19 protein-coding genes and 1 pseudogene are annotated in these 25,064 nt (G+C 69.3%); 6 read left to right on the plus strand and 14 right to left on the minus strand.

The window, feature by feature from the left end:
- Positions 1-312: 312 nt before the first annotated feature.
- A complete protein-coding gene (locus FNV62_RS50880) occupies positions 313-1,764 on the minus strand; it encodes a PLP-dependent aminotransferase family protein (protein WP_225900702.1) in 1,452 nt (483 codons plus the stop codon).
- Positions 1,765-1,810: 46 nt separating this feature from the next.
- On the opposite strand from FNV62_RS50880, the gene FNV62_RS50885 reads away from it, so the two are divergent.
- Positions 1,811-2,752 (plus strand): aldo/keto reductase, encoded by a 942-nt coding sequence (locus tag FNV62_RS50885; RefSeq protein WP_143630183.1) that lies wholly within the window; start codon positions 1,811-1,813, stop codon positions 2,750-2,752.
- A 633-nt stretch (positions 2,753-3,385) separates the two neighbouring features.
- Here FNV62_RS50885 and FNV62_RS50890 read toward each other — a convergent pair.
- From FNV62_RS50890 to FNV62_RS50900, 3 genes are all read right to left on the minus strand, one after another.
- On the minus strand, positions 3,386-5,557 hold the full coding sequence (locus tag FNV62_RS50890) for a hypothetical protein (RefSeq protein ID WP_143604700.1): 2,172 nt from the start codon (positions 5,555-5,557) through the stop codon (positions 3,386-3,388).
- A gap of 182 nt (positions 5,558-5,739) precedes the next feature.
- Positions 5,740-6,609 (minus strand): transposase, encoded by an 870-nt coding sequence (locus FNV62_RS50895; RefSeq protein WP_225900196.1) that lies wholly within the window; start codon positions 6,607-6,609, stop codon positions 5,740-5,742.
- 273 nt (positions 6,610-6,882) lie between these two features.
- A complete protein-coding gene (locus FNV62_RS50900; RefSeq protein ID WP_205522490.1) occupies positions 6,883-7,752 on the minus strand; it encodes a helix-turn-helix transcriptional regulator in 870 nt (289 codons plus the stop codon).
- Between the two features lie 208 nt (positions 7,753-7,960).
- Between FNV62_RS50900 and FNV62_RS50905 the strand changes: the two genes are divergently transcribed.
- Positions 7,961-8,830, plus strand: coding sequence for an SDR family NAD(P)-dependent oxidoreductase (locus tag FNV62_RS50905; RefSeq protein ID WP_205522491.1), 870 nt, complete (start codon positions 7,961-7,963; stop codon positions 8,828-8,830).
- Between the two features lie 851 nt (positions 8,831-9,681).
- On the opposite strand, the gene FNV62_RS50910 is transcribed toward FNV62_RS50905, so the two are convergent.
- Positions 9,682-10,146, minus strand: coding sequence for an SRPBCC family protein (locus FNV62_RS50910; protein WP_143630187.1), 465 nt, complete (start codon positions 10,144-10,146; stop codon positions 9,682-9,684).
- Between the two features lie 46 nt (positions 10,147-10,192).
- Here FNV62_RS50910 and FNV62_RS50915 point away from each other — a divergent pair, with 46 nt between their 5' ends.
- Positions 10,193-10,801, plus strand: coding sequence for a TetR/AcrR family transcriptional regulator (locus tag FNV62_RS50915; RefSeq protein ID WP_225900703.1), 609 nt, complete (start codon positions 10,193-10,195; stop codon positions 10,799-10,801).
- Positions 10,802-10,906: 105 nt separating this feature from the next.
- Here the strand turns inward: FNV62_RS50915 and FNV62_RS50920 are convergent, their stop codons facing one another.
- From FNV62_RS50920 to FNV62_RS50955, 8 genes are all read right to left on the minus strand, one after another.
- Entirely contained in the window at positions 10,907-11,347 is a 441-nt protein-coding gene (locus FNV62_RS50920) for a nuclear transport factor 2 family protein (protein WP_097282112.1), read from the minus strand.
- A 318-nt stretch (positions 11,348-11,665) separates the two neighbouring features.
- Positions 11,666-11,983: a DUF4387 domain-containing protein gene (locus FNV62_RS50925; protein ID WP_143630191.1), complete on the minus strand. Its 318-nt coding sequence runs from the start codon at positions 11,981-11,983 to the stop codon at positions 11,666-11,668.
- Positions 11,984-11,985: 2 nt separating this feature from the next.
- Positions 11,986-13,347 carry an acyclic terpene utilization AtuA family protein gene (locus FNV62_RS50930; RefSeq protein WP_143630193.1) on the minus strand — a complete coding sequence of 454 codons (1,362 nt, stop codon included), beginning with the start codon at positions 13,345-13,347 and terminating at the stop codon, positions 11,986-11,988.
- Positions 13,348-13,377: 30 nt separating this feature from the next.
- Positions 13,378-14,604: an MFS transporter gene (locus FNV62_RS50935; protein WP_225900704.1), complete on the minus strand. Its 1,227-nt coding sequence runs from the start codon at positions 14,602-14,604 to the stop codon at positions 13,378-13,380.
- A gap of 185 nt (positions 14,605-14,789) precedes the next feature.
- Positions 14,790-15,506 carry a GntR family transcriptional regulator gene (locus tag FNV62_RS50940; protein WP_143630196.1) on the minus strand — a complete coding sequence of 239 codons (717 nt, stop codon included), beginning with the start codon at positions 15,504-15,506 and terminating at the stop codon, positions 14,790-14,792.
- 116 nt (positions 15,507-15,622) lie between these two features.
- Complete coding sequence (locus FNV62_RS50945; RefSeq protein WP_143630198.1) at positions 15,623-17,050, minus strand: sensor histidine kinase; 1,428 nt, start codon at positions 17,048-17,050, stop codon at positions 15,623-15,625.
- A complete protein-coding gene (locus tag FNV62_RS50950) occupies positions 17,047-17,748 on the minus strand; it encodes a response regulator transcription factor (RefSeq protein WP_143604708.1) in 702 nt (233 codons plus the stop codon). The genes FNV62_RS50945 and FNV62_RS50950 overlap by 4 nt, the downstream gene beginning before the upstream one ends.
- Complete coding sequence (locus tag FNV62_RS50955; protein WP_144316268.1) at positions 17,745-19,970, minus strand: MMPL family transporter; 2,226 nt, start codon at positions 19,968-19,970, stop codon at positions 17,745-17,747. The genes FNV62_RS50950 and FNV62_RS50955 overlap by 4 nt, the downstream gene beginning before the upstream one ends.
- Before the next feature lie 1,241 nt (positions 19,971-21,211).
- Here FNV62_RS50955 and FNV62_RS50960 point away from each other — a divergent pair.
- Positions 21,212-21,493 carry a hypothetical protein gene (locus tag FNV62_RS50960; protein ID WP_143630202.1) on the plus strand — a complete coding sequence of 94 codons (282 nt, stop codon included), beginning with the start codon at positions 21,212-21,214 and terminating at the stop codon, positions 21,491-21,493.
- 500 nt (positions 21,494-21,993) lie between these two features.
- On the opposite strand, the gene FNV62_RS50965 is transcribed toward FNV62_RS50960, so the two are convergent.
- A complete protein-coding gene (locus tag FNV62_RS50965; protein ID WP_054236208.1) occupies positions 21,994-22,458 on the minus strand; it encodes a MarR family winged helix-turn-helix transcriptional regulator in 465 nt (154 codons plus the stop codon).
- A gap of 308 nt (positions 22,459-22,766) precedes the next feature.
- Here FNV62_RS50965 and FNV62_RS50970 point away from each other — a divergent pair, with 308 nt between their 5' ends.
- Together FNV62_RS50970 and FNV62_RS50975 are read left to right on the plus strand one after the other, a co-directional pair.
- Positions 22,767-24,218, plus strand: a complete 1,452-nt coding sequence (locus tag FNV62_RS50970) for an NF041680 family putative transposase (protein ID WP_143604719.1) — start codon at positions 22,767-22,769, stop codon at positions 24,216-24,218.
- A gap of 72 nt (positions 24,219-24,290) precedes the next feature.
- Positions 24,291-24,957, plus strand: a pseudogene (locus tag FNV62_RS50975) (IS5 family transposase); the annotation flags it as partial.
- Positions 24,958-25,064 lie beyond the last annotated feature (107 nt).

Below are 25,064 nucleotides of genomic sequence, written 5' to 3' on the forward strand. Positions count from 1 at the left end.
TCGGGGGCGGCCTCAGGCACCCTGCACCCGTCGCCCCCATATGCGGGCCGGCCGAACGCGTCCAGCAGCGGCACACCGCCGTGCGCGACCTCCTCCAGGGAGTACACGTCGTCGCACATCAACGTGATGTCGACGGCGTTCTCCCGCATGCTCCTCGACTGCGGGCCGTGGAAGACCGCCGCCGGCAGGCTGAGACCCGCCGCGCGTTCGGCCGGCGACAACGGCGGCACCGTCCCGGCGATACCCCCGGTCGCCTTCCCCGCCCCTTCTCACAGGACCTGGGACAGCCCGATGCCGTCCATCAACCCCGCGTCATCGATCCTCACGACTCAGCTGCGCTGTACGCGTTGGTGGCGAGGTCGTCGGTGAACGCAACGCTTCGCGCAGGAGCGCGACGGCCGTGGGGATCTCCGTGTCGCTGATGTTGCCGTATCCGAGGACGAGCGCGGGTTCCGCCGACCCAGGCGCGCGATAGTCGTCGAGGTCCGCCAGGCGTAGCCCGGCGGTGGCCGCCGCCTGGACCGCCCCGCGGGTGTCGGTGCCGTCCGGTAGATGGAGCAGGATGTGCAGCCCGGCGGCGGTGCCGGCGACCCGGCCCTCCGGCACCTTTGCGCCGAGCGTCCGGACCAGCAGGTCGCGGCGGGAGCGGAACCGCCGCCGCGCCGCGCGCAGGTGGGCGTCGTACCACCCGCGGTCGATGAAGGTGGCGAGCGCGAGTTGGTCGAGCACCGGTGGCGCGGCGGCGACGAGGTTCGCTTCCCGGAGCACGGGGGTCATCGTGGCAGGCGCGACCAGCCAACCCAGGCCGAGGGCCGGCGACAGCGTCTTGCTCACCGAGCCGAGGAGGAAGACCCGGCTCGGATCCATCCCCTGCATGACGGCGACCGGGTGGTGGTCGTAGCGGAACTCCGCGTCGTAGTCGTCTTCGATGACGAAACCGTCCACCTCGCGGGCCCAGCGCACCAGACGTGCTCGGCGTGCCGCGGACAGCACCGTGCCGGTGGGAAACTGATGTGCCGCGCCGACGACGACGGCGCGGGCCGGCGTACGCGCGAGGTCGTCGACGGAGAGGCCGTCGTGGTCCACGGGCACCGGGTGCACGCGTAGGCCGGCGCTCGTCGCGGCGTCCCGCAGGCGCCCCCAACCCGGTTGTTCCACGGCCAGGTCGGCAATCCCCTCGGCGCGCAGCGCCCGGCACGTGCGTACCAGGCCGTCGGTGACGCCCGCGCACACGGACACGGCGTGCGCGTCTGCGCCTCGCGAGCGCCGTAGGTACTGCGCGACGGTGGTACGCAGCACCGCGTGCCCGGCGGGGTCGGGCAGGCCGAGGTCATAGTGGACGGCCGAGCCCGCGACCGCCCGGACGGCATCCGCCCAGCGGCGGCGGGGAAACGCCCGCAGGTCGGGCAGGCCGGGCGCGAGGTCGTACCGGATCGGTGGCCGTGCTGGTGCGCGCTGCACGCGAGGCCGCGGCGGTGCGGTGTCCGGTGACCACGAGACACGCGTGGCGGAACCCACCCGGGCGGAGAGGTAACCCTCCGCGATGAGTTGTCCGTACGCCTCCGTCACGACCCAACGGGAGCAGCCGAGTTCCTCGGCGAGCGCCCGGCTCGGTGGCACGGCGGCGCCCTCCGCCAGCCGGCCGTCCCGGATCGCGGTGCGCAGCGCGTGAGCCAGGCGATCGTGCAGGCGGCGCCGACCGCCATCCGGAGGACCGACAGCCAACAGCGTCGCCCACGCGAGATTGGTCTGGGAAACAGCCACAAGATTGGAGCGTATCGCCGACCCGAATCCGCCTAGCGTGGGGGACATGATGGAGAACCTGGCTCTTGGGGCCATGCTGTTCGGTACGGCTCAGGCCGAGCGTCGATCGTTCGAGCTCCTGGACCGTTTCGTGGACGCCGGTGGCGTCTGGATCGACACCGCCAACTGCTATGCGTTCTGGGACGATCCGACCGGCTTCGGCGGGCAGAGCGAGACGTTGCTCGGGCGCTGGCTTGCAAGCCGCCCGGGCGTCCGTGACCGCGTCCGGATCAGCACCAAGGTGGGCTGCGAGCCGACCGTGGCCGGACGATTCCCGGAGACGGCCGAGGGCCTCTCCGCCGGGGCCGTCAAGAGCGGGATCGAGGGCAGTCTCCGACGACTGGGTACGGACCACGTCGAGTTGTACTGGGCCCACAAGCCCGATCCGGCCACACCGCTGGAAGAGACGGTCGCCGCCTTCGACGAGCTCGTGTCCGCGGGGACGGTCGGCCGCTTCGGCTGCTCCAACTACCCCGTCTGGCAGATCGAGCGGGCACGGCAGATCGCGCGGGCCCACGGCGGTGCCGGTTTCACCGCGGTGCAGCAGCATCACACCTACCTGCAACCGCGCCCCGCGACCCGGCCCACCGTGGTGCACCGGTTCGGTGCGGTCACCGACGAAGTGCTCCACTACCTGGAGCACCACCCGGACATGGCTCTGTGGGCGTACACGCCGCTGCTGAGCGGCCGCTACACCCGCGCGGACAAGCCTCTGCCCGCGGAGTACGACCATCCCGGCACCGCCCGCCGCCTCGCGGTGCTCGACGAGGTCGCCGCAGAGACCGGCACGAACCGCAACCGGGTGGTGTTGGCGTGGCTGACCGGAGGGAACCCGGCTGCCACGCCGATCGTCGGCGTCAGCACGGTCGAGCAGCTGGACGAGGCGGTCGCGGGGGTGTCACTGGAGTTGACCGCCGATCAGCGCGAACGCCTGGACTCCGCGGTGTGACCTGCGAGACGCGTTGATGCGAGGAACTGTCGCGCCCACTACGACGTGTGCGTCGAGTACGTCCCCGGACGCAGAAGTGTCCACACAAGCCGAGACATGCGATCCGTGGTAGGGGGGTGGTCAAGGCCACGTTCCCGGAGGCCCACGCCTCGGCGATCCATGAGAGCGACATCGCGGACTTCGCTGTGCCGGCGGCCATCGGGGCGACGCGGAGGTGGTCGACACTCTCGCTCTTCCCGCCGCTTGTGCACACCGTGCACTTCGGCCGTGGCCACGCGGAACAGGCCCTGAAAACGGCTCGGGCGGTGTTCACGCGGTGAGCGCGGGCACCGCCCGAAGCGACGTCAAGGGCGAGGAAAGCGAAGGGACTCATACATTTAAGCCGCTTTCACGGCGGAGGAGAAGGAAGCCCTTTCATGGCCTCGCCTCGGGGAATGCTATCAGTCGGCCCGGGGACCAAGTCGTGTGCGTTTCCCGGGGTGATGACCGTCGGCGCACCCACGAAAACTGGGAGGCGCCGCGCGGGCGCCTCCCAGTCGAAGCCGACGGCGAGGAAAGCGAAAGAGCTTGTTTTTCGTTAAAGGAATTGAGAAGGAAGCCCCTTCATGGCCTCGCCGTGGGCAACGCTAGCACTCACCCCGGGATCAAGTCGCGGAGATTTTCGAGGGTGATGACTCGGGAGTCCGGGTGCAGGCCCTCGGGACGTTCGAGACCGATGTACGTCACGGGCTCGTCCGGGACCGGCTCGCCGTCCCACAGGTCCACGGCCGTCGTGTCGCCGGACATCAGGTCGATCAGGTACCGCACCGTCAGATGCTCGCGCTCTACGATGGCGCGTACCACCTTGGACACTGACACCTGGTTCTCCTCGACCCGGTTGGCCGACGAGATGCCCTTCAGATACAGGTGCAGCCACTTCGCGCGCCACCGACCGTCGTCCTCGCGCCGGAACACCAGGGGCAGCGCCACTCGACCCACCCCGCGAAGCTCCGACTTCATCCGCACCGTGCGCGGCTCGAACGGTCGGCCCTTCTGCTCAGCGTCGCGCAGCATGAAACCGAAGAACGACTCCTCGACCTCCTCGAAGCTCTCGCCGGCGAAGATGTTGACCTGCGGAACGATGAATGTGCTGCGTACCCGGTCCAGGGACAGGTTGATGAATTCCGAGGCCCCGTCCGGCGCCTCGGTGACATCGCCCGAGTGCTCGCCCCCTACAGCCTTGAGGGAGGTGTAGGAGAGCCAGGAGTCGGTGCTGTAGTCGGCGTGGAGGAGCAGCGCCGAGAGGTCGAAGTCGGTCCGGTTCTCGGTCTCCTTCCAGTACACGAAGAAACGCAGCTGTTCGCCGTCGACCGCCGAGACCGAGCCCCGCGGCAGTACGCCGAGTCCGGCCGCGGTCGCCCTGCCGCTGAGCGGGAGCGCCACGTCGAGGACGTCGGGGTCGAGCAGCAGCCGGCCCGGCGCCGGGAGCCTGCGGCGCAGCTCGGCGTCGAGGGCGGCGATCAGACGATCACGGTCGGCGGCGGGGACGGGCGGCCGCACGTCGCGGGCGACCCAGGCGCGGCCCCGGCGGTTGACGAAGATGCGGGGTTCGTCGGTCTCCCGCTCCCGGTTGTGGAAGTGCTCGCGGACCGAGAGCACGACCCGGCCGGAGACCTCGGGAGCGACCCGTACCGCGGCGGCCACCACCGCGTCCCGCTCCTCCTGGTCGGCGGCGATACGCAGCAGGAGGTCCAAGGAGCGGAACAGCTTGCCGGGAGCGGACTTCAGCAGCTGCACCGCACCGAGGACGTCGAACTCGTCGAGCAGCTTCTCGACACGGCTGTCGAAGGACCGCGCCTCCTTCTCGCCCCGCGCAACCGCGAACACATCGGCGGCGTGCGGCCAGCGCGGGTACTCGTGCGGGTGGAGACGCTCACCGAGCCGCTTGAAAGGCTCGCGGTGCGCGTGCACATCGGCCAGCTTGGCGGGGTTCGCCGCGACCACGGCGTCGAGGCCCGCCAGCAGCGCACGGCGGGTCGGCCGCGAGAGTGCCCGAAACCGGGTCGGCTCCTGCAACGTCACGTCGCCGCCGGACAGTGCGCAGGCCAGCCGCAGCACATCAATGACGGTGTCCAGAAGGAGGTCCGCGCCGACAGCGAGACGGGCCTCGTTGACGACCGCCCGGTTCTCCCGGACAGGGATCGACTCCGGCTGGGGGCCGAGCGCGCACCGCTCGGCGAGGGCCTTGAGGTCGCGCAGGTGGTCCTCGCCCAGAGGCGTCGTGCTGCCCGCCAAGGCCAGGTACAGGTCCGTGAGTTCGTCGTCCAGGTCCCGCCCGAGGTGCAGGACGGTCACCCGGTCGCCCGCCGAGGCGATCAGCTCGTCCTGGGCCGCGAGCATTTCCTCGTAGGTGTGCTGGTAGCGGCCGTACGTGGGGAGGCTGAGCAGGTCCAGCACCCCGTGTGCCAGCTGCGTCAAAACGTTCTCGCGCGACTTGTCGTCGCCGAGCGCCTTCGTCACACACCGCATCCAGAACTCTTCGGTGTCCGGCACGTTCGCGGGAAAGTCGATGAAGTACGCGTTGTGCCGGGCGTGGTCGCCCACCATCTCGCTCACGGTGCGCAGCGTCCGCTTGGCGGTGTGCACGACCGCGGCCTCGGACAGCCCCGACAGCCGCTCCAGCAGTTCCGCCGAGAGTTTGAAGCCCACGGATGCCAGCGCCGCGTCGAACTGCCGTGCGGCGGTGGCTCCTTCCCCGGCGGAGCCCTTGGGGGAGGAGAGGCGGTGGGTGTGCCGGATGACCAGCGATTCGAGACTGTGCGCCATTGGGGGATGATCGCAGAGGTGTGCGAGCCGGCGCACAGGAGTTTTATGTACGCGCTCCGACGCCGCGATCACCCAGGCCACAGCGAGATCATCTTCCCTGCGACCTACAATTGCGGGACAGCCCTTACGAGCTCGTGCACGGTAAGTGGTGAGACGTCGAGGGCCTCGGGGGGGCTCGCTGTTCACGTCTGCGGTGTCGGGATCAGGTCAGCGGTCCGCTGATGGGAGAGCAGGCCGGCGACGGCTTGGACGATGTCGCTCATGTGCTCGCGCCGGCCGAGGTGGCGGGCCAGCGCCCGCCAGTTCTTCAGATGGGCGATGCCGTGCTCAACCCGGATACGTCGCGAGGAGTGCGCCTTGCGTCGGCGCTCGTGGATCTCTTCGTACCAGTCCGGAGCGTTTTTCTTGAACTTGCGATGCGGTGGCGTCACCACGCGTCCGCCGGTCTGTGCCCCCAAGCCCTGGTAGCCCGCATCCGCGAGGATCTCCACTGCAGGCCCATCGGCCAGGAGCCGGACCAGCCCTAACTGGCGGGCGTGCGTGATGTCCGCGCAGCTGCCTGGCTCGCTCGGACTGCAGTACAGCACGTGGCCCTCCCCGTCCGTGACCACCATGCTCTTGACGGCGTTCTGCTTGTTCTTGCCGGAGATGAACTTGTCCCGATCCTTGCGTCCGGCGGCCGGCCGCCGGACGCGGATCTCGGTGCCGTCGATGATGCCCGTCTTCCCCGTGGTGCCGAGATGGTCCACGACCTGGGCCAGAGTCTGGAGGCGAACGCCTGGGGTGACGGAGCATCCCCGCTCGGCGAGCAGGGGCCGCACCTCGCCGATGGCCCGGGTGATGGTGGAGCGATCCACACCGAACCAGCAGGCCAGCACGTCATGCGTGGCCCCGTGGCGGAGATGCACAAGCGTTGCGAGCAGCCGGTCGACGAACACCAGCTGGTGCTTCGCGCCAGCGCCCACGGCTCGCTTGCGTTGCCGGGAGGCAAGCCGGGCCTGGTGCCGTTCACGCCACAACGGGCCTACTTCCGCTACGAGTTCGGCGATCACCCCGGCCGACAGACCTGTGATCCTTCGGTCGCTGATGATCGCTGCACGAGCCGCGTTTCCCACCACACACCCATGATCAACGATCAAGGGATCGACGTCTCACCGCTTACCGTGCACGAGCTCGTTACGACCTCGAGCACGGTTGGTTGTGGCACGTCGAGGCCTGTGACGCAGACGGAGTTCACGCTCGAAGGCCAGGGGAGAGGGTGACGGTCTGCTGGTGTGAGAGCAGCCCGGCGGCGGCTTGGACGTTCGTCGACGCCGGGGGAGGCGTCACCGGGTGTCGGCGGCGAATTGGTCGGTGCCCAGCACGGTGAGCAGGGCGAGTTTCTCGTGGCTTTCCGTGCCCGGGGTGGCGGTGAATATGAGCAGCGACTGTCCCTGGTCCGGCTCCAGCAGGAGTTGGCAGTAGAGGTCCAGCTGTCCGACCTGGGGATGGACGAACCGTTTGGTCTCGCTCCAGCGCGGGCCCACCTCGTGGCGCTCCCACAACCGGGCGAACTCCACGCTCGTGCGCAGCAGGGCCTCTGCCAGATCCGCCGCGGGGGAGCCGGGCCCGTCCCGGGTGACGGCCGCGCGCAGCAGCGCGGCGTTGGTCCGGCTGTTGTCGTCATGCTGCTCGGGGTGGTAGCGCTCACGGGCGGCCGGATCGGTGAACCAACGGTACGTCGCGCTGCGGGCGTCGCCGGTGTACTGGGTCTGCTCGCCGAGGAGCGCCACCGCGGACGGCGTCTGCAGCAACGTCTCGCCCAGCGGGCCCATGACCTGCGCGGTGGTGCCGGCCAAGCCGTCCATGACCCGCATCAGCCCGGGGCTCACATGCTGAAGCCGCAGGTCACGGCGGGCAGCGCGGTAGCCGGCGAGCAGGAACAGGTGATCGCGTTCGTCCGGGGTCAGCCGCAGGCCGCGGGCGATGGCCGCGACCATCTGCTCCGACGGCTGCGGCCCGTCGCCGCGTTCCAGTCGGGCGAAGTAGTCGGCGGACATGGTGCACAGCTCCGCCACCTCCTCGCGGCGCAGGCCAGGAGCGCGTCGGCGTTGCCCGCGGCGCATCCCGACGTCCTCCGGTTGCAGCGCCGTACGACGGGTGCGCAAGAAGGCACCCAGGGACGAGCGGTCGAACTTATGGTCCATGGTCCCCATCGTTGGCCATCCGGCGCGGCCTTGCCACGACCTGCCAGTCAGTGGTTGCGCGTGTCCTTCCAGCGCCCGTGGTGCGGCGAGTTCACTGGCGATGCGATCACCGGTCGCCGCGAACCCACAACGACGAACCGCGAACCGCGAACCGCGAACCGCGAACCGCGAACCGCGAACCACGAGCCACGAACCACGAGCCACGGAGCCAAGTCCCATGACCAGCATGACCAGTTGGACAGCGAACGACCTCCCGGACCTCACCGGCCGTACGGTGGTGATCACCGGTGCCGGCCGTGGCCTCGGCCTGATCACGGCGCGCGAACTCGCCCGTGCCGGTGCCCACGTCGTCCTGGGGGTACGCGACCCCGGCAAGGCCCGTCACGCCGTCGCCGACCTGCCCGGCACCTTCGACATCCGACCGCTCGACGTGTCGGACCTGACCTCGGTGCGAACCTTCGCCGACGCCTGGTCCGGCGGCATCGACATCCTGATCAACAACGCCGGTGTGATGGACATCCCCGCCGCGCGCACCGCCGACGGCCTCGATCTACAGACCACCACGAACTACACCGGCCCCTTTCTGCTGACCACCCTGCTGCTCGACCACATCACCGACCGAGTGGTCCACGTCACCAGCGAGCTGCACAAGCAAGGCAAGATCGACCTGGACGACCTCGACTGGCGGACGCGCAAGCACAACGGGATGCAGGCCTACCAGGCGTCGAAGCTCGCCGTCGTCCTGTTCTCGCTGGAGCTGCAGCGCCGACTGACCGCCGCCGAAAGCCCGGTGCGCTCGGTGCTCGCCAGTCCGGGCATCGCCCGCACCACACTGGCGGCCCACTCCCGGTCGAACGTCATCAACCGGCTCACGTTCCTCACCAACGCCCCGGAGCGCGGAGCGCTGTCACTGCTCTACGCCGCCACCCAGGACGTCCCCGGCAACTCCTACGTCGGGCCGGACGGCCTCGGCGGCTTCCGGGGCTCCCCGGCGGTCCGCCGTCAGGGCAAGGCAGGCCTCGACCCGGCCATGGCCGGTCGGCTGTGGGACGCGACCGCCGACTTGGTCGGGGCGGTCGCCCGATGAACTCTCCGGAGGCTTACCTGAAGGCATACCTGGAGGCCGCCGACCATGCCGAGATCTACATACCGCACGGCTACCCAGAACAGAGACCGTAGGGCCGTGCTGGGCTACCGCTCGGCGAGTTGTGGATGAGCGTCGTGAACCCATACCGGCTCATGTCGCCGTCGCGGGTCTACTCACCGGACTTCAAGATCCCGCGGGTACAGCACTGGCCCTGAGTGCACTCGTCATTGACGACATCGCGCAGCAGCTTCTGGCGTGCGGGTGCGCGACCCTGACGGAGACGGCCGGAAAGGTGGACGCGCTGCCGGGCTGTCCATGCGTGGCGTGCGTCGTGCGCGGCAGGCCGACAGCGGACAACTGCACGTCCGACTGCTCAGGGCCACAGACGCCGGGGCCGCCTGACGGTGAACCTGGACCGGGTGTTCCCGACGTCGCCGTTCCCGACGGAGACCAAGGAGCTGCTCGGGAGCCGGAATTGTCTGCTGCTGTGCCAGGCCGCCGAGTACGTCATCACGAGACCCGCCCGGCGGGCGTCTTTCGGCCACCCTTGGAGGGCGACAGCCACTCCCTTCCGGGACCGTCACGCCTTTCAAGTGATCGCCAGCCTGCCGGGAGTGAGCCCCATCCTGGGTGCCGAGCTCGCGGCCGCGACCGGCGGAGAAGTTCCGGTGTTCGGCACTCCCTGCCGCCTCGCCGACTTCGGCGGCAGGGCGGCGGGCCCGCCATCCGCTGTCCACCCGTCAGGAGAGCAAAAAGGCTGTCACCGATGCTCCTCGCTGTGCCGCCTCGGACGTCGGTCCGCCAAGGGCACCGGGTCCTGCGACGGGCAGAAGAACCGACATGTGCCGACGTCAGGATCCGGCATGGGACACGTTCCGAGCCAACTCGGTGGCCAGGCGTCGCATGACCGTGCGGTTCGCGCGTCGTATCGTCGCCCGGACGACGGGTCCCAGCAGGCGGTCGGCGAGCGGGACGCGGGCCCAGGCGTACGTGAACGACACGTGACTCCCGCCGGTCCGCAGCGGTTCGATGGTGTAGGTGCCCTGGGCCAGGCGTCGGCCGGCCGCGCTGACGTTCCGTTCGACGATGCGCCGCGGCGGGTCGGCTTCGACGACCTCGATGGTGACGTCGGTCTTCACGCCGCCCAGCGCGGCTGTGACCGTGGCGCACGATCCGATGCCCCGGCCGGGGCCGCTGTAGCGCCATCCGGTCAGGTAGTGGTTGGTGAATCGCTCGTGGTGAGCCATGACATCGAGGAAGTCGTAGACCTGCTCGGGCGTCTGCGGCACGTCGATCGACACGGTGACAGACTTCATGTACCACACGGTACACAGGGCATGTACCAATTGGTACACTCGTGACGTGGTGAATACGGACGGCCCACATCCTGAGGGCGAGGCAGCGCCCGGCATGGACGGGGACCGGCGCGCTCAATTGGTGAACGCGGCCGTCGACTACGTCGCGGCACACGGCATCACAGATCTGAGCCTGCGTGGCCTCGGCGCCGCGATCGGCGTCAGTCACCGCATGCTGATCCACTATTTCGGCAGCAAGGAACACCTGCTCGTCGAGATCGTCCGGACGTCGGAGCAGCGTCAGCGTGACCTGCTGTCCCGGCTCCGCCTGGAACCCGGTCTTTCACCCGCGGATGCTGCGCGGCTCCTCTGGCAGCAGCTGACAGACCCTCGACTGGCTGGTCAGGAGCGGCTCTTCTTCGAGATCTACGGGCACGCGCTGCGGGGCCGCCCCGAGGCGGCCCCGCTCCTCGAAGGGCTCGTGAACGACTGGCTGGAGCCGCTCGTGGCCGCCGAGGTCGCCGCAGGGGCGGACCCTGCCGTGGCTCGGAACCGGGCCCGGCTGGGACTCGCCACCGTCCGCGGTCTGCTGCTCGACCTGCTCGCCACCGGCGACCGTGCCGGAGTCAACGCGGCCATGGAGGACTTCCTTCAGCTGTACTACGGCTCGAAGTGACGGAGTTGCCGATGAGGCCGAGCGGCCGGCCCGGACGGCGACCACTGTTCGAGCAAGGGTCGCCGAGGTAGACGTACGCCTCGACCTGCTTTGCGGACTTGGTCCTCAGCGGCGGGGTGGTGAGCCGGCCAGCGGCGAGGAGTCTTCGTATCGGACCTCGTAGACGCGCTCGGCGAACTTCCAGCCGTCGCCGGTGCGCTGGTAACGGTCATGGTAGATGGCGTAGTTCAGCCCTCCGCGGCCGTCGCGACCACGCCCGACCTCTGACATATACGTGCGGCCCGACGCACTGTCGCCGTCTAGCCGGATCACGCCCGGGTGCGTGTTCTGCACAAGAAAGTCCACGACATCCGGCACCCGCCTGCCCCATGCGCGGATCGGCTCCTGCCCTTCGAGTTCAACGGGGATGTTGGGCATACGCCATACGCCGTCCGGTGTGAACAGCAAAGCGATACGGTCGTAGTCGCGCATCATCACCGCGTCGGTGAACTCACCGCGCAGCGCCTCGATCTCGACGCGATCCGCGATGGCCTGAAAGTCACTCATCGATTTCCTCCTCATCGCCTTGAACTCGGTGCACGAACGACACGGTCCGCCCTGGGACGGAAGGCTCCACGTCGGCGGCACAGCCGGTGCCGCCGAGCGTCTCCTGCTCGCTGGACGGTGTGTTCGTCTCAGCAGTACGACGACACGGCCTTCCGGAATGTGACACGTCCCCGCTCAGAGCGCACCGCAACCGGCCGATGGCTCCGAACACCAGGTCCCACGGTGAGGGTTTGGGTCGGCACGACACACGTCGGCTGGGCCAGAGTCAAGGCTTCGGCGATCTCGCTCGGTATGCGCCTGTTCGCACGATGCACGGGCTCAGGGGAGATCAGGCAGCAGGAGTTCCATCAGTGGGGCGTACTGCTGGCCGGCGTAGCAGTCGCTGTCGTGTTGGGCGCCCTGTACGGAGGGGCGTGGCAGGGAGACTTTGACCGCGAGGGCGCGGGGGTGGTTGACCACCAGGATCTCGTTCTCGCTGGTGTTGAACAGTCCGGCGAACAGGGCCCGGTTGAGGATTCCGGTGTTGGTGAGTGCCATGTAGGTGTGTTGGTCGTGGCACATGAAGTCGAAGGTGAGGGTGAAGGGTCCTGCGTTCTTGGAGCGGACGAGGGAGCAGTAGTCGAGCAGTGTGGCCATGGTCAGACCTCTTCGGTGGTGGTGCGGAACAGTTCGGTGGGGGTGACGCCGGTGGCGACGTGGTTGAGGGTGAAGCGGTAGAGCGGGCCCCGGTCCATCTCCGGCGGCGAATAGGGGTAGGCGAGGGTGGAGACGAGACCGTCGTACTCGGGGATGGGCAGGTGCGAGGAGGCGTGGGCGACGAACGTGGAGATCGCGTGGGCGGTGCTCTGATCGGGCGCGGTGACGGTGATCAGCACGCCGAGTTCCTGGGGCTGCAGGGGGGTGGGTTCGGTGCCGGCCAGGACCGTCCCGGTGCCGTAGAGGCGGTAGTTGATGTCGATGGTGTCCGGGTCGACCCGGCCGTCGAACACGTCGAGGATCTTGGCGGCGAAGTACTTCTTGGCCATGGGCAGGAGCTCGGGGAGGCGCTCGATGACGACCTTGTCGCGGACGCCGCCGACGATGACGGTCTGGTAGCCGACGAGTTCGGCGCCTTCGAGCTTGTTGGTGTAGCCGTCGGCCTCGATGTAGCGGGAGCCGCGGACGCGCACGGTCCGTTCGTCGACGGCCTCGTAGGTGGCGTGGGTGGTGTCGAGGGTGCCGGAGGGCTCGGCGATGTGGAACGGGTCGGCGTTCTCGTACAGCGTGTGGGCGGCGACGGAACGAGGGGTGAGCCGGCTGCCGTCGGCGAGCGTGGTGACGTCGAAGTGGTCGTCGCGCAGGGTCACCAGGAGTCCGTTGGCATCGGGCGGGATCGCGCAGGCGGCGCCGCATTCGATGGTCTTGGCCATGTGCCAGGTGAGTCCGGGGTCGGCGCCGTTCAGGTGGGGCAGGGCGGCGAACAGCGCGGTGTCGCTGGCCCGTCCGGCCAGGATGACGTCGTAGCCGTCGCGCAGGAGTTCCTGGATGGGCTCGACGCCCATCATGGCGACGGTGTGGCTGCGTTCGAACAGCTTCCGTTCGATGACCGGGGCGTTGGCGAGCGGCCGGATGCGGCCCTCGTCGTACAGGTGCTGGAGGCGCTCTGCCGGTTGGTCGCTGTAGATGAGGCCGAGTTTGAAGTGCAGGTTGTTCTCGGCGGCGACAGTTCGGGCCAGGCCGGCGACCCAGTCGACGCCGTCGTCGCGTCCGCTGGTGCCGCACGAACCGATGATCAGCGGCACTTGGAGGGTGTCGCGGGCCTTGAGGAGCAGGCGCAGGTCGCGGGTGACGGCCTGGGCGGAGAGCTTGGGGGTCCCGGAGCCGAGTGCCGCGGGGCCGGAGTCGGTGGATCCGGCGTCGCAGGCGATCACGTGCGGGCCGGCGGCCACACCGCGGTCGAGGGCGGCTGTGTCGAATCCGGCACCGAGGGCTCCGGTCGGGGCGAGGATACGTATGTCCATAAGGGCGACTTTCTGTTGTACGGGTGAGCGTCAGGAAGCAGGTGCGAGTGGCCGCTCGGCGCGGCGGGCCACGAGCGTGAAGACGGCGAAGGTGACCGCGCCGAACACGGCGGCGTTGAGGAACATGTAGCGCCAACCGGTGAGGTCGACGGTGACGCCGAGCAGGGCGGGGCCGAGCGCCATTCCAGAAGCTGAGGCCACCGTGTACAGGCCGGTGTAGGCGCCCAGGACACGGCTGTTGGGCGCCAGGCTCCACAGGGCGACCAGGCCGTTGACGGAAAAGACGGCGTAGCCGATCGAGGCGATGGCCACGGAGGCGGCGGTGAAGGCCGGGGTGGGTTCGGCGAAGCCGACGAGCAGGCCCGCGACGAACAGGGCGATGCCGTAGCGGATCATGCGGAGTTCGCCGAGCCGGTGCGAGAGGTAGGCCAGCGGGACGACGCAGATGAGGAAGGCGATCGCGCCAGGCAGGGCGATGCCCCCGGCCGCACCCCGGGTCATGCCGAGGACCTCGGTGCCGTACGGGGTGGTCAGCGAGCGCAGCGCCGCCCACATGCCGGCGAAGCAGAAGATGCCGGCCATGAGCAGCAGCCTGGCCCGGCTCGGTTCCCGTGCGAGGTCCTTGAGGACCGCCCACGGCGAGGAGAACGGGTCAGCCTGGTCGGTGTCGGTGTTCTCGCGGCGCAGCGCTGTGGGGTGGCGGCGGCCCAGGAAGCGGTAGGAGAGGGCCACCATGACGATCATCAGGATCGGCGGGATGGCGAAGGCGGCCTTGAGGCTGTGGTCCACCACCAGCAGGCTGATGAGGGCCGAGACGATGATGGTGAGACTGACGCCGGCCTTGATGAACCCCTGGGCCTTGCCGCGCTGTTGGGGTGCGACGTAGTCGGAGACCAGGGTCTCGGTGACGCCCTTGAAGGAGTTGGCGGTCAGGCCGAAGGCGAAGATGCAGAGCATGAGCATCGGCAGGCTGGTGGCCCACGGGATCAGCGCGAAGGGCACGGCCGCCACGCACGCCCCGGCTACCACGATGGGCCAGCGTCCGGTGCGACGCAGGGCCAGCCGGTCGGAGATCAGGCCCATCCAGGGCTGGATGATGACGCCGAGCCCGGTGTCCAGGCCCATGATCAGGCCGATGACGGTGGCGGAGGACACGAAGTGGCGTAGCTGGGCGGGGACTTGGGCGTCGTAGAAGTTCCACACCGACTCCTGGGCGAAGATCGCGAGGGCGACCCACAGGACGGCGCTTCCGCTCATGCGCTCTGACCGTTCGGCCGCGGGGGCGGCCTCGAGCGCGGCCGGTGCAGCCGCCGAGGCGGGGGGCTGGGGTGGTTCGGTGTGCAACATGGCGGCTCCTATGCAATATGCTATAGCAAGATAGTGGCGTCTGTGCGCCGACGACCCCCCGAGGGGCCGGCGGACAGACAGCCGAAGGGAGGGGGTCAGGTGCTGGACGGCTGGACGAGCGCGGCGCGGTGGTGGGCGGCCGCAAGCTGTTCGGCGCGGTCCTCGTCGCGTTCCAGAAGGGCGTCCAGCAGCTCGCGGTGCTCGCGGTAGCGGCTGCGGAAGCTTTCGGCCCGGCCTGGGGCCAACTTCATGGTCAGGTCGAGGCGTTCCTCATCGCTGAAGGCGCGGGCCTGGGCCAGCAGGCCCTCCAGCACCGGATTGGCCACGCACGCCTCGACCTGGTGGTGGAATTCGCGCAGCAGCCGGAACACGGCGGTGACCTGGTCGGCCACCGGAGCGTCGATCCCCTGGTCGGCCAGTGTCTGCTCGATCCCGGCGACCAGGTGGTCGGCGTGGTCCAGCAGGCCGACGAGCTCGGTCAGCTGGGCGGCCGTTGCGTTGCGGGCCGCGAGCCTGGCCATCAGGGCGGACAGACGGACCTCGGCCTCGATGATCTCGCCACGGGCAGCGGCGGAGTGGTCGGCGATCCGCAGGGAGCGCGGGCCGACCCGCTCGACGACCTTTTCGTGGACCAGTTGGCGCAGCGCCTCCCGGATCGGGGTGGGGCTCACGCCCAGACGAGCCGCGAGGTCCCGCTCGGTGATCTTCTCGCCAGGCCGCAGGGTGCCCCCGCGGATCGCGTCACGCAGCCGCCGGTAGGCCTGGTCGGCCAGCGAGGTCGTCTCCATGGGGCCGAGCGTGTCCTTGGTCATGCCGCCCAGACTGACTCCTGCTATAGCAAACAGTCAATGGGTTCATGGCTCATTCCTTTCCGGGAGGTTGCCGCGACGCGTCCCTGGCCACCACGCGCTCCACGCGCTCCACGTGGTCACCGTGGTGGCGGCAGAGCGGGGAGCGTGACGGTGACGGCGGTCCCTGAGCCGGGGTGCGAGGTGATGCGCACGGTGCCGTGGTGCGCGTGGACGACCGCCTGGACGATGGCCAGGCCGAGTCCGGAGCCCCCGCGGGCCCGGCTTCGGCTGGCCTCGGCCCGCCAGAACCGGTCGAACACACGGGAGAGGTCTTGCTGCGCGATCCCGGGCCCCTGGTCGGCCACCCGGACGACGGCCTCGCCGCCGGACGACTCGAGCGAGACATCGATCGGGGTGCCGGCCGGAGTGTGCTGGATGGCGTTGCCGACGAGGTTGTTGAGGACCTGCTGGAGCCGTGCAGCGTCTCCGCATACGTGGACGGGCGCGTCGGCGTGCAGGCGGATGGTGCGGTCAGGGGCGACAACGCCGGCGTCCTCGACCACATCGGTGGCCAGGCGCCGCAGGTCGACGCACTGTGCTTCCAGGGGGCGTCCGGCGTCCAGGCGGGCGAGCAGGGAGAGTTCCTCGACGAGCAGGCGCATGCGGCCGACCTCGCCGTCGACCCGTTCCAGGGCCCGGTCGAGATCGCCGGGGGTGGTGAGGCCGCCCTGGTGGTAGAGGTCGAGCCAGCCGGAGATGGTCGCAAGCGGGGTGCGCAGTTCGTGGGAGGCGTCGGCGGCGAAGGCGCGGATGTTGTCCTCCGCGCGGGCCTGGGCGTCGAAGGCGGCGTTGACGGCGGTGGCCAGACGGTCGGTCTCACTGTGGTCCCCGTAGGTGGGCAGGCGCTCCTCGCGGGCGCCGGAGGCGATGGCGTCGGCGGCATTGGCCATACGCCCCAGCGGCCGCAGACCGAACTTGAGTATCAGCAGCGCGGTGGCGAAGGCCAGGACGAGGGTGACGCCGACGATGGTGGCCTGGCTGGAGACGAAGTCGGTGACGGTGCTCCGGTCGATGTCGGTGCGCACGGTGAGGATGACCGCGGAGGCGGTGGCCTCCCCTTCGGATGTCTTCACGGTCAGGCCGCTGGTGGGGATGCGCAGGGCGATCAGGTCGGGCACCGAGGGGTCGTCCTTGACCGTGACGACCTGGTCGAGTCGGCCGGCGGTCAGGCGGTTGATCGCCCCAGGTACGCCGTCCCCCGCCTGGGCGGCGACTCTGCCGTCGGGGCCGATGACGGTCATGCCGAGGATGGGCGAGATCAGGGCGGACAGCTGGGTTCCGTTGATCGTCTGGGGGCCGGCGGCGAGTAGCCGGTGGACGCGGTCGCCGGATGCGCGCAGGGAGACCTCTGCCCGGTGATCCAGGTAGTTGCGCAGCGTCACGGCGCCGGCGACGGAGTTGCCGATGAGGCCGGCGGCCAGCAGCACCAGGACGCCGATGAGAATCCGCCCACGGATGGTGGCGAGCCGGCGGGGTCTGAGCGACGGCAGCTCGGGTCCTTTCATGAGGCAGGCCGGCGCAGGCTGTAGCCGATGCCGCGGACGGTGTGGATGAGGGGTTCGCGGCCGTGGTCGAGTTTGCGCCGCAGGTTGGACACGAAGCGTTCCACCACGACCGAGTCGCCGCCGAAGTCGTACTGCCAGACCGCCTCCAGGATCTGGGAGCGGGTCATGACATGGCCGGGATGGGAGAGCAGGTAGTGCAGGAGCCGGAACTCGGTGGGTGACAGGTCGACCGTGTCCCCGCCGCGGCGGACGGTGTGGCGTTTGTCGTCGAGTTCGAGATCGGCGTAGCGCAGGATGCCGTCATCGGCCGCGGCACCCGCGCTGCCGCGGGAGCGGCGGATCAGGGCCTGCAGGCGGGCGGTGACTTCGACGACGCTGAAGGGCTTGGTGACGTAGTCGTCGCCGCCGAGCTTGAATCCCCGGACACGGTCCTCGATGGCGTCCCTGGAGGTCAAGAACAGCACTGGCACCGTGATGCCGCGCGAGCGGATCAGCTGCAGCACCTCGAAGCCGTCCCCTCCGGGCAGGCCCACGTCCAGGACCATGACGTCCGGGGGGCGTTGCGCGAGATGCGTGAGGGCCTGGGGAACGTCCTCGGCGAGCTGGACGTCGAAGCCCGCGAAGCTGAGAGCCGAGGCCATCAGGTCGCGAATGCCGGCGTCGTCTTCGACGACGAGGACCGTGTCCGGGGAGTTCATGAAGAGACGTCCTGCCGGGGACTGACGGGGTACACCGCGGGGGCGGGTGCGCGTTCATTCTCGTCCATGTGTGCCCCTTCAACATCCAGGTCGGGCAGCCACTTGTCCAGCCGACGCGGCAGCCACCACGCGCGATGACCCAACAGCGACATGACGGCTGGAACCAGCGTCATCCGGACCGCGAACGCGTCTACGAGGACACCGACCGCCAAGGCCAGCGCGATCGGCATGATCGCCGGATCGTGGCCCAACAGGAAACTCGCGAACACTGCCACCATGATCAGCGCGGCGGCGGTGACCACCCGGGAGGCGTGCTGGGCACCGCCGATGATCGAAGCGTGGGGCCGCTTCGTCCTCACGTACTCCTCGCGCATGGCGGAGACCATGAAGACCTCGTAGTCCATGGCCAGGCCGAACAGCACGGCCATCACGATGATGGGCACGAAGCTGGCGATCGGCCCGGTGGAGGGCACACTGAGCGCTCCGGCGAGCCAGCCCCACTGGAAGACGGCGACGATCGCGCCGAAGGAGGCGCCGACCGACAGCAGGAAGCCGACGGTGGCCTTGACAGGGATGGCGACGGAACGGAATGCGGCCATCAACAGCAGGAGCGAGAGTCCGACAACGACGAGGGCGAACGGCAGCAGGGAGGCACTGAGCTTGCCGGAGACCTCGATGCTGACGGCGGTCTGGCCGGTGACGGCGATGTGACTGCCGCTCTGTACCGCAAGCGGGGTGACCCGGTCCTGCAGGCGGGTGACCAGGTCGCTGGTCGCGGGATCGCGCGGCCCGGTCTCGGGAATGACCTGGACACGCGCGGCGGCGCCGTCGCCGGAGTAGTCGACAGGGCTGATGCGCGCGATGCCCTTGACGGTGGCCAGGTCCTTGATGACCTGCCGGCCGGTGGTCTTGAGAGTGCCGGCCGGCGCATCGGTGACCAGCACCACGAGGGGGCCGTTGGCGCCGGGGCCGAAAGCGGCACCGATCTTGTCGTAGACCTGACGCACCGCGGCCGACGTCGGTTCGCTGCCGTCGTCACTGAGGGCGAGTTGGAGCTGCATGGCGGGAAGGGCGAGCGCGGTCAGCGCCAGGGCGACGGTGATGACCGCTCGCCACGGACGGCGTACGACGGCCCCGACCCAGCGCGCCCCCATCGAGGGCTTGCCGGCGGGATCCTGCGAACTGCGCATCCGGCGTAGGGCTCGTGAACCGGGCTTCGGGCGCAGCTTCTCCCCGGCGACCGCCAGGAGTGCAGGCAGCAGGCCCAGTGACATGGCGACCGCGACGGTCACCGCTGCGGCGGCGCTCAGGCCCATCGAGGTGAGCACCGGAACCCCCGCCACCGTCAGACCGGCCAGCGCGATGATCACGGTCAGTCCGGCGAACGCCACCGCGCTCCCGGCGGTCGCGGTCGCACGGGCCACGGCGTCCTTCACGCTGCGGCCCTGTGCCAGCTCGGCGCGGTGGCGCGAGACGATGAACAAGGCGTAGTCGATGCCCACCGCGAGGCCCAGCATGATGGCGAGCGTCGGTGCGTTGTCGGAGATGCTCAGCACCGAGGACAGGCCCATCAGCCCCGCCATGCTCGCCACGACCGCGAGGAGGGAGGTGACAAGCGGCATTCCGGCGGACAACAGGGAACCGAAGGTGATCGCCAGAACGGCAAGCGAGACCAGCACGCCGATCGCCTCCGTCGGCCCCACCGGAGGCTTGGACTGCTTGTAGGCGTCGCCGCCGAAGAGCACGTCGATGCCCGCGGCGCGGCTGCCGGCCGCGGTGTCCTTGAGGGCATCAAGGTCGGCCTGGGGAACGTCCTGGTCCTTGGCCGTGGAGAACTGGACCTCGGCGACAGCCGTCTGCCCGTCCGGCGACACGGTCTGGCTGCGCATCGGGTCACTGACCGACGTGACACCGGGCACGGTGGCCGCAGCGGTCAGCGATTGCTTGAGCGCGGTGGCCTTGGCCGGGTCCTTGAACGAGGTGCCTCTCGGCGCCTCGAAGACGATCTCCGCGCTTTGGTGGTCGGAGGACCCGAAATGCCGGTCCATCCTGGTCAGGGCGCTCTGCGCGGCGGACCCCGGAATATCCGACTTGGAGTCGAAGCTCCCCGCGAAACCGATGCCCAGAGCGGCGATCGCGGCGACGACGAGCAGCCAGAGGGCCAAGACCGTACGGCGACGGCGTACCGCGAACACCCCCCATCGATGCAGCAGTACAGCCATGATCACAGTCCATTTCCGTAAGAGGCGTCAGCGAAGCCCTCAGCAAAGCTCTGCCGCTTGACGGTTTTGCCCGGCACAACCTGACGGTTCCTTGACGGTTCCGGCTTCGCTGATCACTTCGGTTCTCGCTCGTCGGGCTGCTGCACCCCCGCGGCAGTCATGATGGTTGGGCCGCGACGATCGCTCAGGCCCTTGCTCCCCGAGGGCTACTTCCTTCGGCAGCGGCCCGGACAGGACCCGGCGGGGCGAAGTGGGACGTCGCTCTTGAGCAGAGCCGGTCGCACGGTGGCGAGGCTCGCTGCTTCCCGGTCCGCGATTCCCTGGAGCGACAGGTGGTCTTGTTCGTACCAGATTCGCCATGGCCCGATGAGGGTGGCCGTGTGCTGGGTACGACGAAACCCAGGCGCGGCAGCGGAGACGCCGGCCGGTGGCAGCGGGGCACCCAGGCCGGAGTCCCGTGCAGGAAGCGGGAGTAGGGACGCAGTGTCGGTTGTGGCCGGTCTGTCAGGACTGGGCCATCTGGCGGTGCATCCTGATCAGCGCCGTGCCTGCCGTGTCGTACCCGAGCCTGGTTCCCGCCATGGGCATCGGCATGGGTATCGGCATGGGCAATGCGGGCTGCCTTTCCGGGGGCCTTCGGGCATGCGCCAGACTCTCGTCATGAGTACCACGCGACGCCGACTCGGCACGGGCCCGACCGCCATCAGCAGCACACCGTCCGCGGAGGAGTCCCCACGGCTTCTGCCCGCCGAACGAGTTGACCTCGGAGGACTCTTGAAGGCTCCCGAGCAGAGCGATCCGGAGCTGACGCGGTCGCGCCGGCGGCCTCTTCGCTCTCCTGCGGTGGGGGACTGACCGACAACTGCCTCGGACTCCTTGGTCCACGCTACGAGTTGAGACGTCGAACAGTGTCCCCGGGCCTCACCCATTGCCTGCGGGACCATCGTTCGGTTGAAGCCCTGAAGAGCCCTTCGCCGCGTAGGCGACCGCCCTTCACGACCACACAACTCGTCTGCGGCCCCGGCCGGCGCCCTCGCCGGTCGGGGCCGCACGCATTCTCCACGCCGTGACCTGCCGACTGCCGGTGACACTGGGGGAGGCCTTGGAAGAAATCAGCTGCGCGTGTGCCTGCGCACCGACCGCGCGGGCTTCGGTCCCATCCCTGCGGGGGATTTAACAAGGGGAGCGAATCGGGGGCTTCCGCAACCCCGTAGCCCACTGTCGCCATTGGGCCCGCAGACGTGGTGAGGGCCCCGTGGGGCCAGCAGGCCGCCCTGTGGGAACACCCGGACCGGGACATCAACACTCCCACCCTGCACCGCTATCTGCTGTTCGGCGGCGCCGAACACCGATACGTCCCGCACTCCGTCATCGAGGTGTGCGCCTTCGTGGGGGAGGACGACACCGGCATCAACGACGACGACATCCTTGCCGACGGCTGCGCGCCGTGCACAGGCCCTGGCGAGTACACCATCAGCGCCGAAGGCGGATTCCTGACCGTCACCGTGTACAACTTCGGCTGATGCTCCAGAGCAGTCGGGCGACGAATCCGGCCGACTGGCCCGGAGGCCGCGCCCCTGGCCCCGGGCGGCCGGATCTCACGCTGCCTGCAGGGCTGGCCGTGGGAGTGCCTGGCCCCGCCCAACTTCGCTCAAGCACAACTCCACCATGCCCAAAGGACTTCAGACGCTGCGCGACCTACTCACGGAGGCCCCGGACACCCGGTAAGGGATGCATGCGGTCCTCGTCGGGGGCATCTTCCGGGCCCCTCGGGGCGAGATCGTCGAGCGCTTGGACGTCGTACAGGACGAAATGCCCACCTCCGAGACCGTCAGTGGCAACCCAATGATCTGGCGGCACGAGAGAGCTCGCCAGAGTACGCACAGGCCGCACACGGTTTCGGCGAAGCGTGGGACCGCGGACGTGTGGCGCGCTGTCGATTCCGTTGCCGCCGGATGCCGCGTACGCAACCGCGTCCGGCGTTGCCGGGGCCCATCATGAGGCCGACCCGTCCGTCCGTCGGTCAGTCCGGCTGCTTCTCCATGTGCTCCAGCACGCGGTTCGAGATCTGGGCGAGCGTGCTGAGCTCCTTTGGCGTCAAGGCATCGATGAAGAGTCGGCGGACGTGCTCGACATGGACGGGAGCGGCGGCTTCGATCGCCGCGTATCCGGCCGAGGTGGCGACGATGAACGCTCCGCGTCCGTCGTCGGGGCAGTCTTCCCTGGCCACCAGTCCGCGCTTGGCCATCCGTGTGACCTGGTGGGACATCCGGCTCTTCTCCCACTCCACCAGATTGGCCAGTTCCAGGAAGCGCAGCCGTCCGCCGGCTTCGGTGAGCTTGACGAGCACGATGTAGTCGGCGGCGGACATCTTGGAGTCGGTCTGCACCCGGCGGGACAGTCGGCCGATGAGCTTCTCCTGCATGCGGATGAAACTGTCCCAGGCAGCCTTCTGCTCGGGGTCGAGCCAGCGCGGTGTCTCCTTCATGCACTCAGTGTAATGAAATTGTTGACAACTCACCTATTCGTCTCGTTCGGAAGTCGGCGTCGTTGACGTGGCCGAAGGGGGGCGAGCCGGCGTCGATCGCGCGGGTCGGGACGGAGGTGCGGGCGGTCGGGATGTCGGCCGTGAGGCGGATGGATACCGCACCGCGTAGGGGACATTGCTCCCTCAGCTTGATCTTTAACCTCGCCGGTCACCCGACCTGCTGATCTTGGTTTGTTCCCGGGACAGCAGGGCGGCCGTTCTTCACGCTTCGAGGTGTCGAGCAACGTCGCGTGAAGGAACGGCCGCTGGTGAAGAGTCTCGCCGCTGAACAGTCCGCTGACGCCGCGTTGGGCGTCCTGTCCCACTTTCGTGTCGAGTTCTACGACTGCCTCTACACCCGGGCGGATGCGCTCTTCGAGCTCACCGACGCGGTGCTGTGCTCGGACGGGCCAGTGACGTCGCTGGTCGAGCTGACGCTCACGGCCGAGCACCGGCGCGGGCACGGAGCGATGTACGACGCGGTCAACCATGGCTGGCTGGAGCCGCGCCGTCTGCGCAGGCTGCTGACCTCCACGCCGCTGCCGCGTGCCGCCGACGGGCGGATCGTACTCGCGGTGGACGTGAGCAACTGGCTGCGACCCGACGCCCCCACCAGCCCGGAGCTGCTGTTCTGCCACGTCTACGGACGGGGCCGCAGCGCGGATCAGTTCATCCCCGGCTGGCCTTACTCCTTCGTCGCCGCGCTGGAGACGGGACGCACGTCCTGGACGGCCGTGCTGGACGCGATCCGGCTGGGGCCGTCCGACGACACCACCGCGGTGACCGCCACCCAACTGCGCGAGGTGGTCACCCGGCTGGTGCACGCCGGGCAGTGGCGGCCGGGCGACGCGGACATCCTCGTCGTCATGGACACCGGCTACGACGTCACCCGCCTCGCCTACGTCCTGGCCGACCTGCCCGTCGAGCTGGTCGGCCGGCTCCGCTCGGACCGCGTCATGCTCCGGGACGTCGGCCCACGCCGCTCCACCCCGCGCGGCGGACAGCCCCGCAAGCACGGCGGCGTCCTCACCTTCTCCAAGCCGGAGTCCTGGCACACCCCCGACCAGGCCACGACGTGCGACACCACCCGCTACGGCACAGCCGAAGCCCTCGCCTGGGACCGCATGCACCCCCGATTGCAGGCCCGTGGCCCCTGGCTCGACCACTGCGGCGAACTCCCTTTGATCCACGGCACGTTGATCCGGCTGAAAGTTGCGCACCTGCCCGGTGACCGCGACCCGAAGCCGGTATGGCTGTGGTCCTCGCGCACCGGGATGACCGGCGAAGACGTCGACCTGCGCTGGCAGGCGTTCCTCCGCAGATTCGATCTTGAACATACCTTCCGGCTGTTCAAACAGACCCTGGGCTGGACCGTCCCCAAGGTCCGCGATCCGCACACGGCCGACCTGTGGACGTGGCTGATCATCGCCGCCCACACCCAACTCCGCCTTGCCCGGCCACTCGCCGAGGATCTTCGTCGGCCCTGGGAGCGGCCGGCGCAACCTCATCGGCTCACCCCTGCCCGAGTCCGCCGGGGGTTCCGCCACCTCCGCGTGAAGACCGCCCGTCCCGCCGACGTGCCCAGACCCTCCAAGCCCGGACCCGGACGCCCACCCGGCTCGAAGAACCGCAGGCCAGCCCCACGTCACGAGCCTGGAAAGACCGTGAAACGAATCGAAACCCTCACCGAACACGTCCGCCTGAAACAGCAGCGAGGTTAATGATCAAGCTCAGGGCGTCGACGGGATCCTCGACACGGGTGACACGGGTGACACGGGCATCCGAATCCACGTGAGGGCACGTGGGAGAGGATCCTGCAAGCTGTCCAGGCCGACGCCGATACCGAGGGCAGGATCGACTGGTCCTTGGTCGGCGTGGACTCCACGGTGTGCCGTGCTCACCAGCACGCCGCCGGCGCCCGAGAGAAGGCGCCGCGGAAACCCGGCAAGCGCACCCGCCCCGCCCAGCACCGTCCCGATGAAGCCCTCGGCCGTTCACGCGGCGGGCTCAGCACGAAGATTCACCTGGCCGGTGACGGCGGGCTGCGTCACCTGGCCCTGCTGGTGACTCCCGGCCAGTGGGGCGACGCCCCGCAGCTGATCCCGGTCCTGGAACGCGTGCGCGTTCCCCGTCCGGCCGGTGGGCGCCCTCGCACCCGGCCGGACCATCTGAGCGGCGACAAAGCGTACAGCTCGCGGCGCAACCGCCGTACCTGCGCCGCCGCCAGATCGGCCACACCATCCCCGAGCCGGAGAACCGGCGGGCAAACCGGCAGCGGCGCGGCAGCGCAGGAGGCTGGCTCACAGGCTTCGACGCGGCGCGGTACACCCGCAGGAGCGAAGTCGAGCGCCTGATCAACAAGCTGAAGATCAACCGGCCGTGGCGATGCGCTGCGACAAGCGGGCTTACGTCTTTCACGGGACGGTCACCCTCGCCGCGATCAGGCTGTGGCTCCGGTGATGACCTTGGCTTCAGGGAGCGGGGCGGCCCTTCGTGGCCCCCCGCCACGGCCACGGAAGCCCGTGGAGCCGGTGTGCCCGCGCACCTGCGTGAACCATCGGGCTGCG

It is taken from the genome of Streptomyces sp. RLB3-17, from assembly GCF_007113425.2.
Lineage (GTDB): Bacteria > Actinomycetota > Actinomycetes > Streptomycetales > Streptomycetaceae > Streptomyces > Streptomyces mirabilis_D.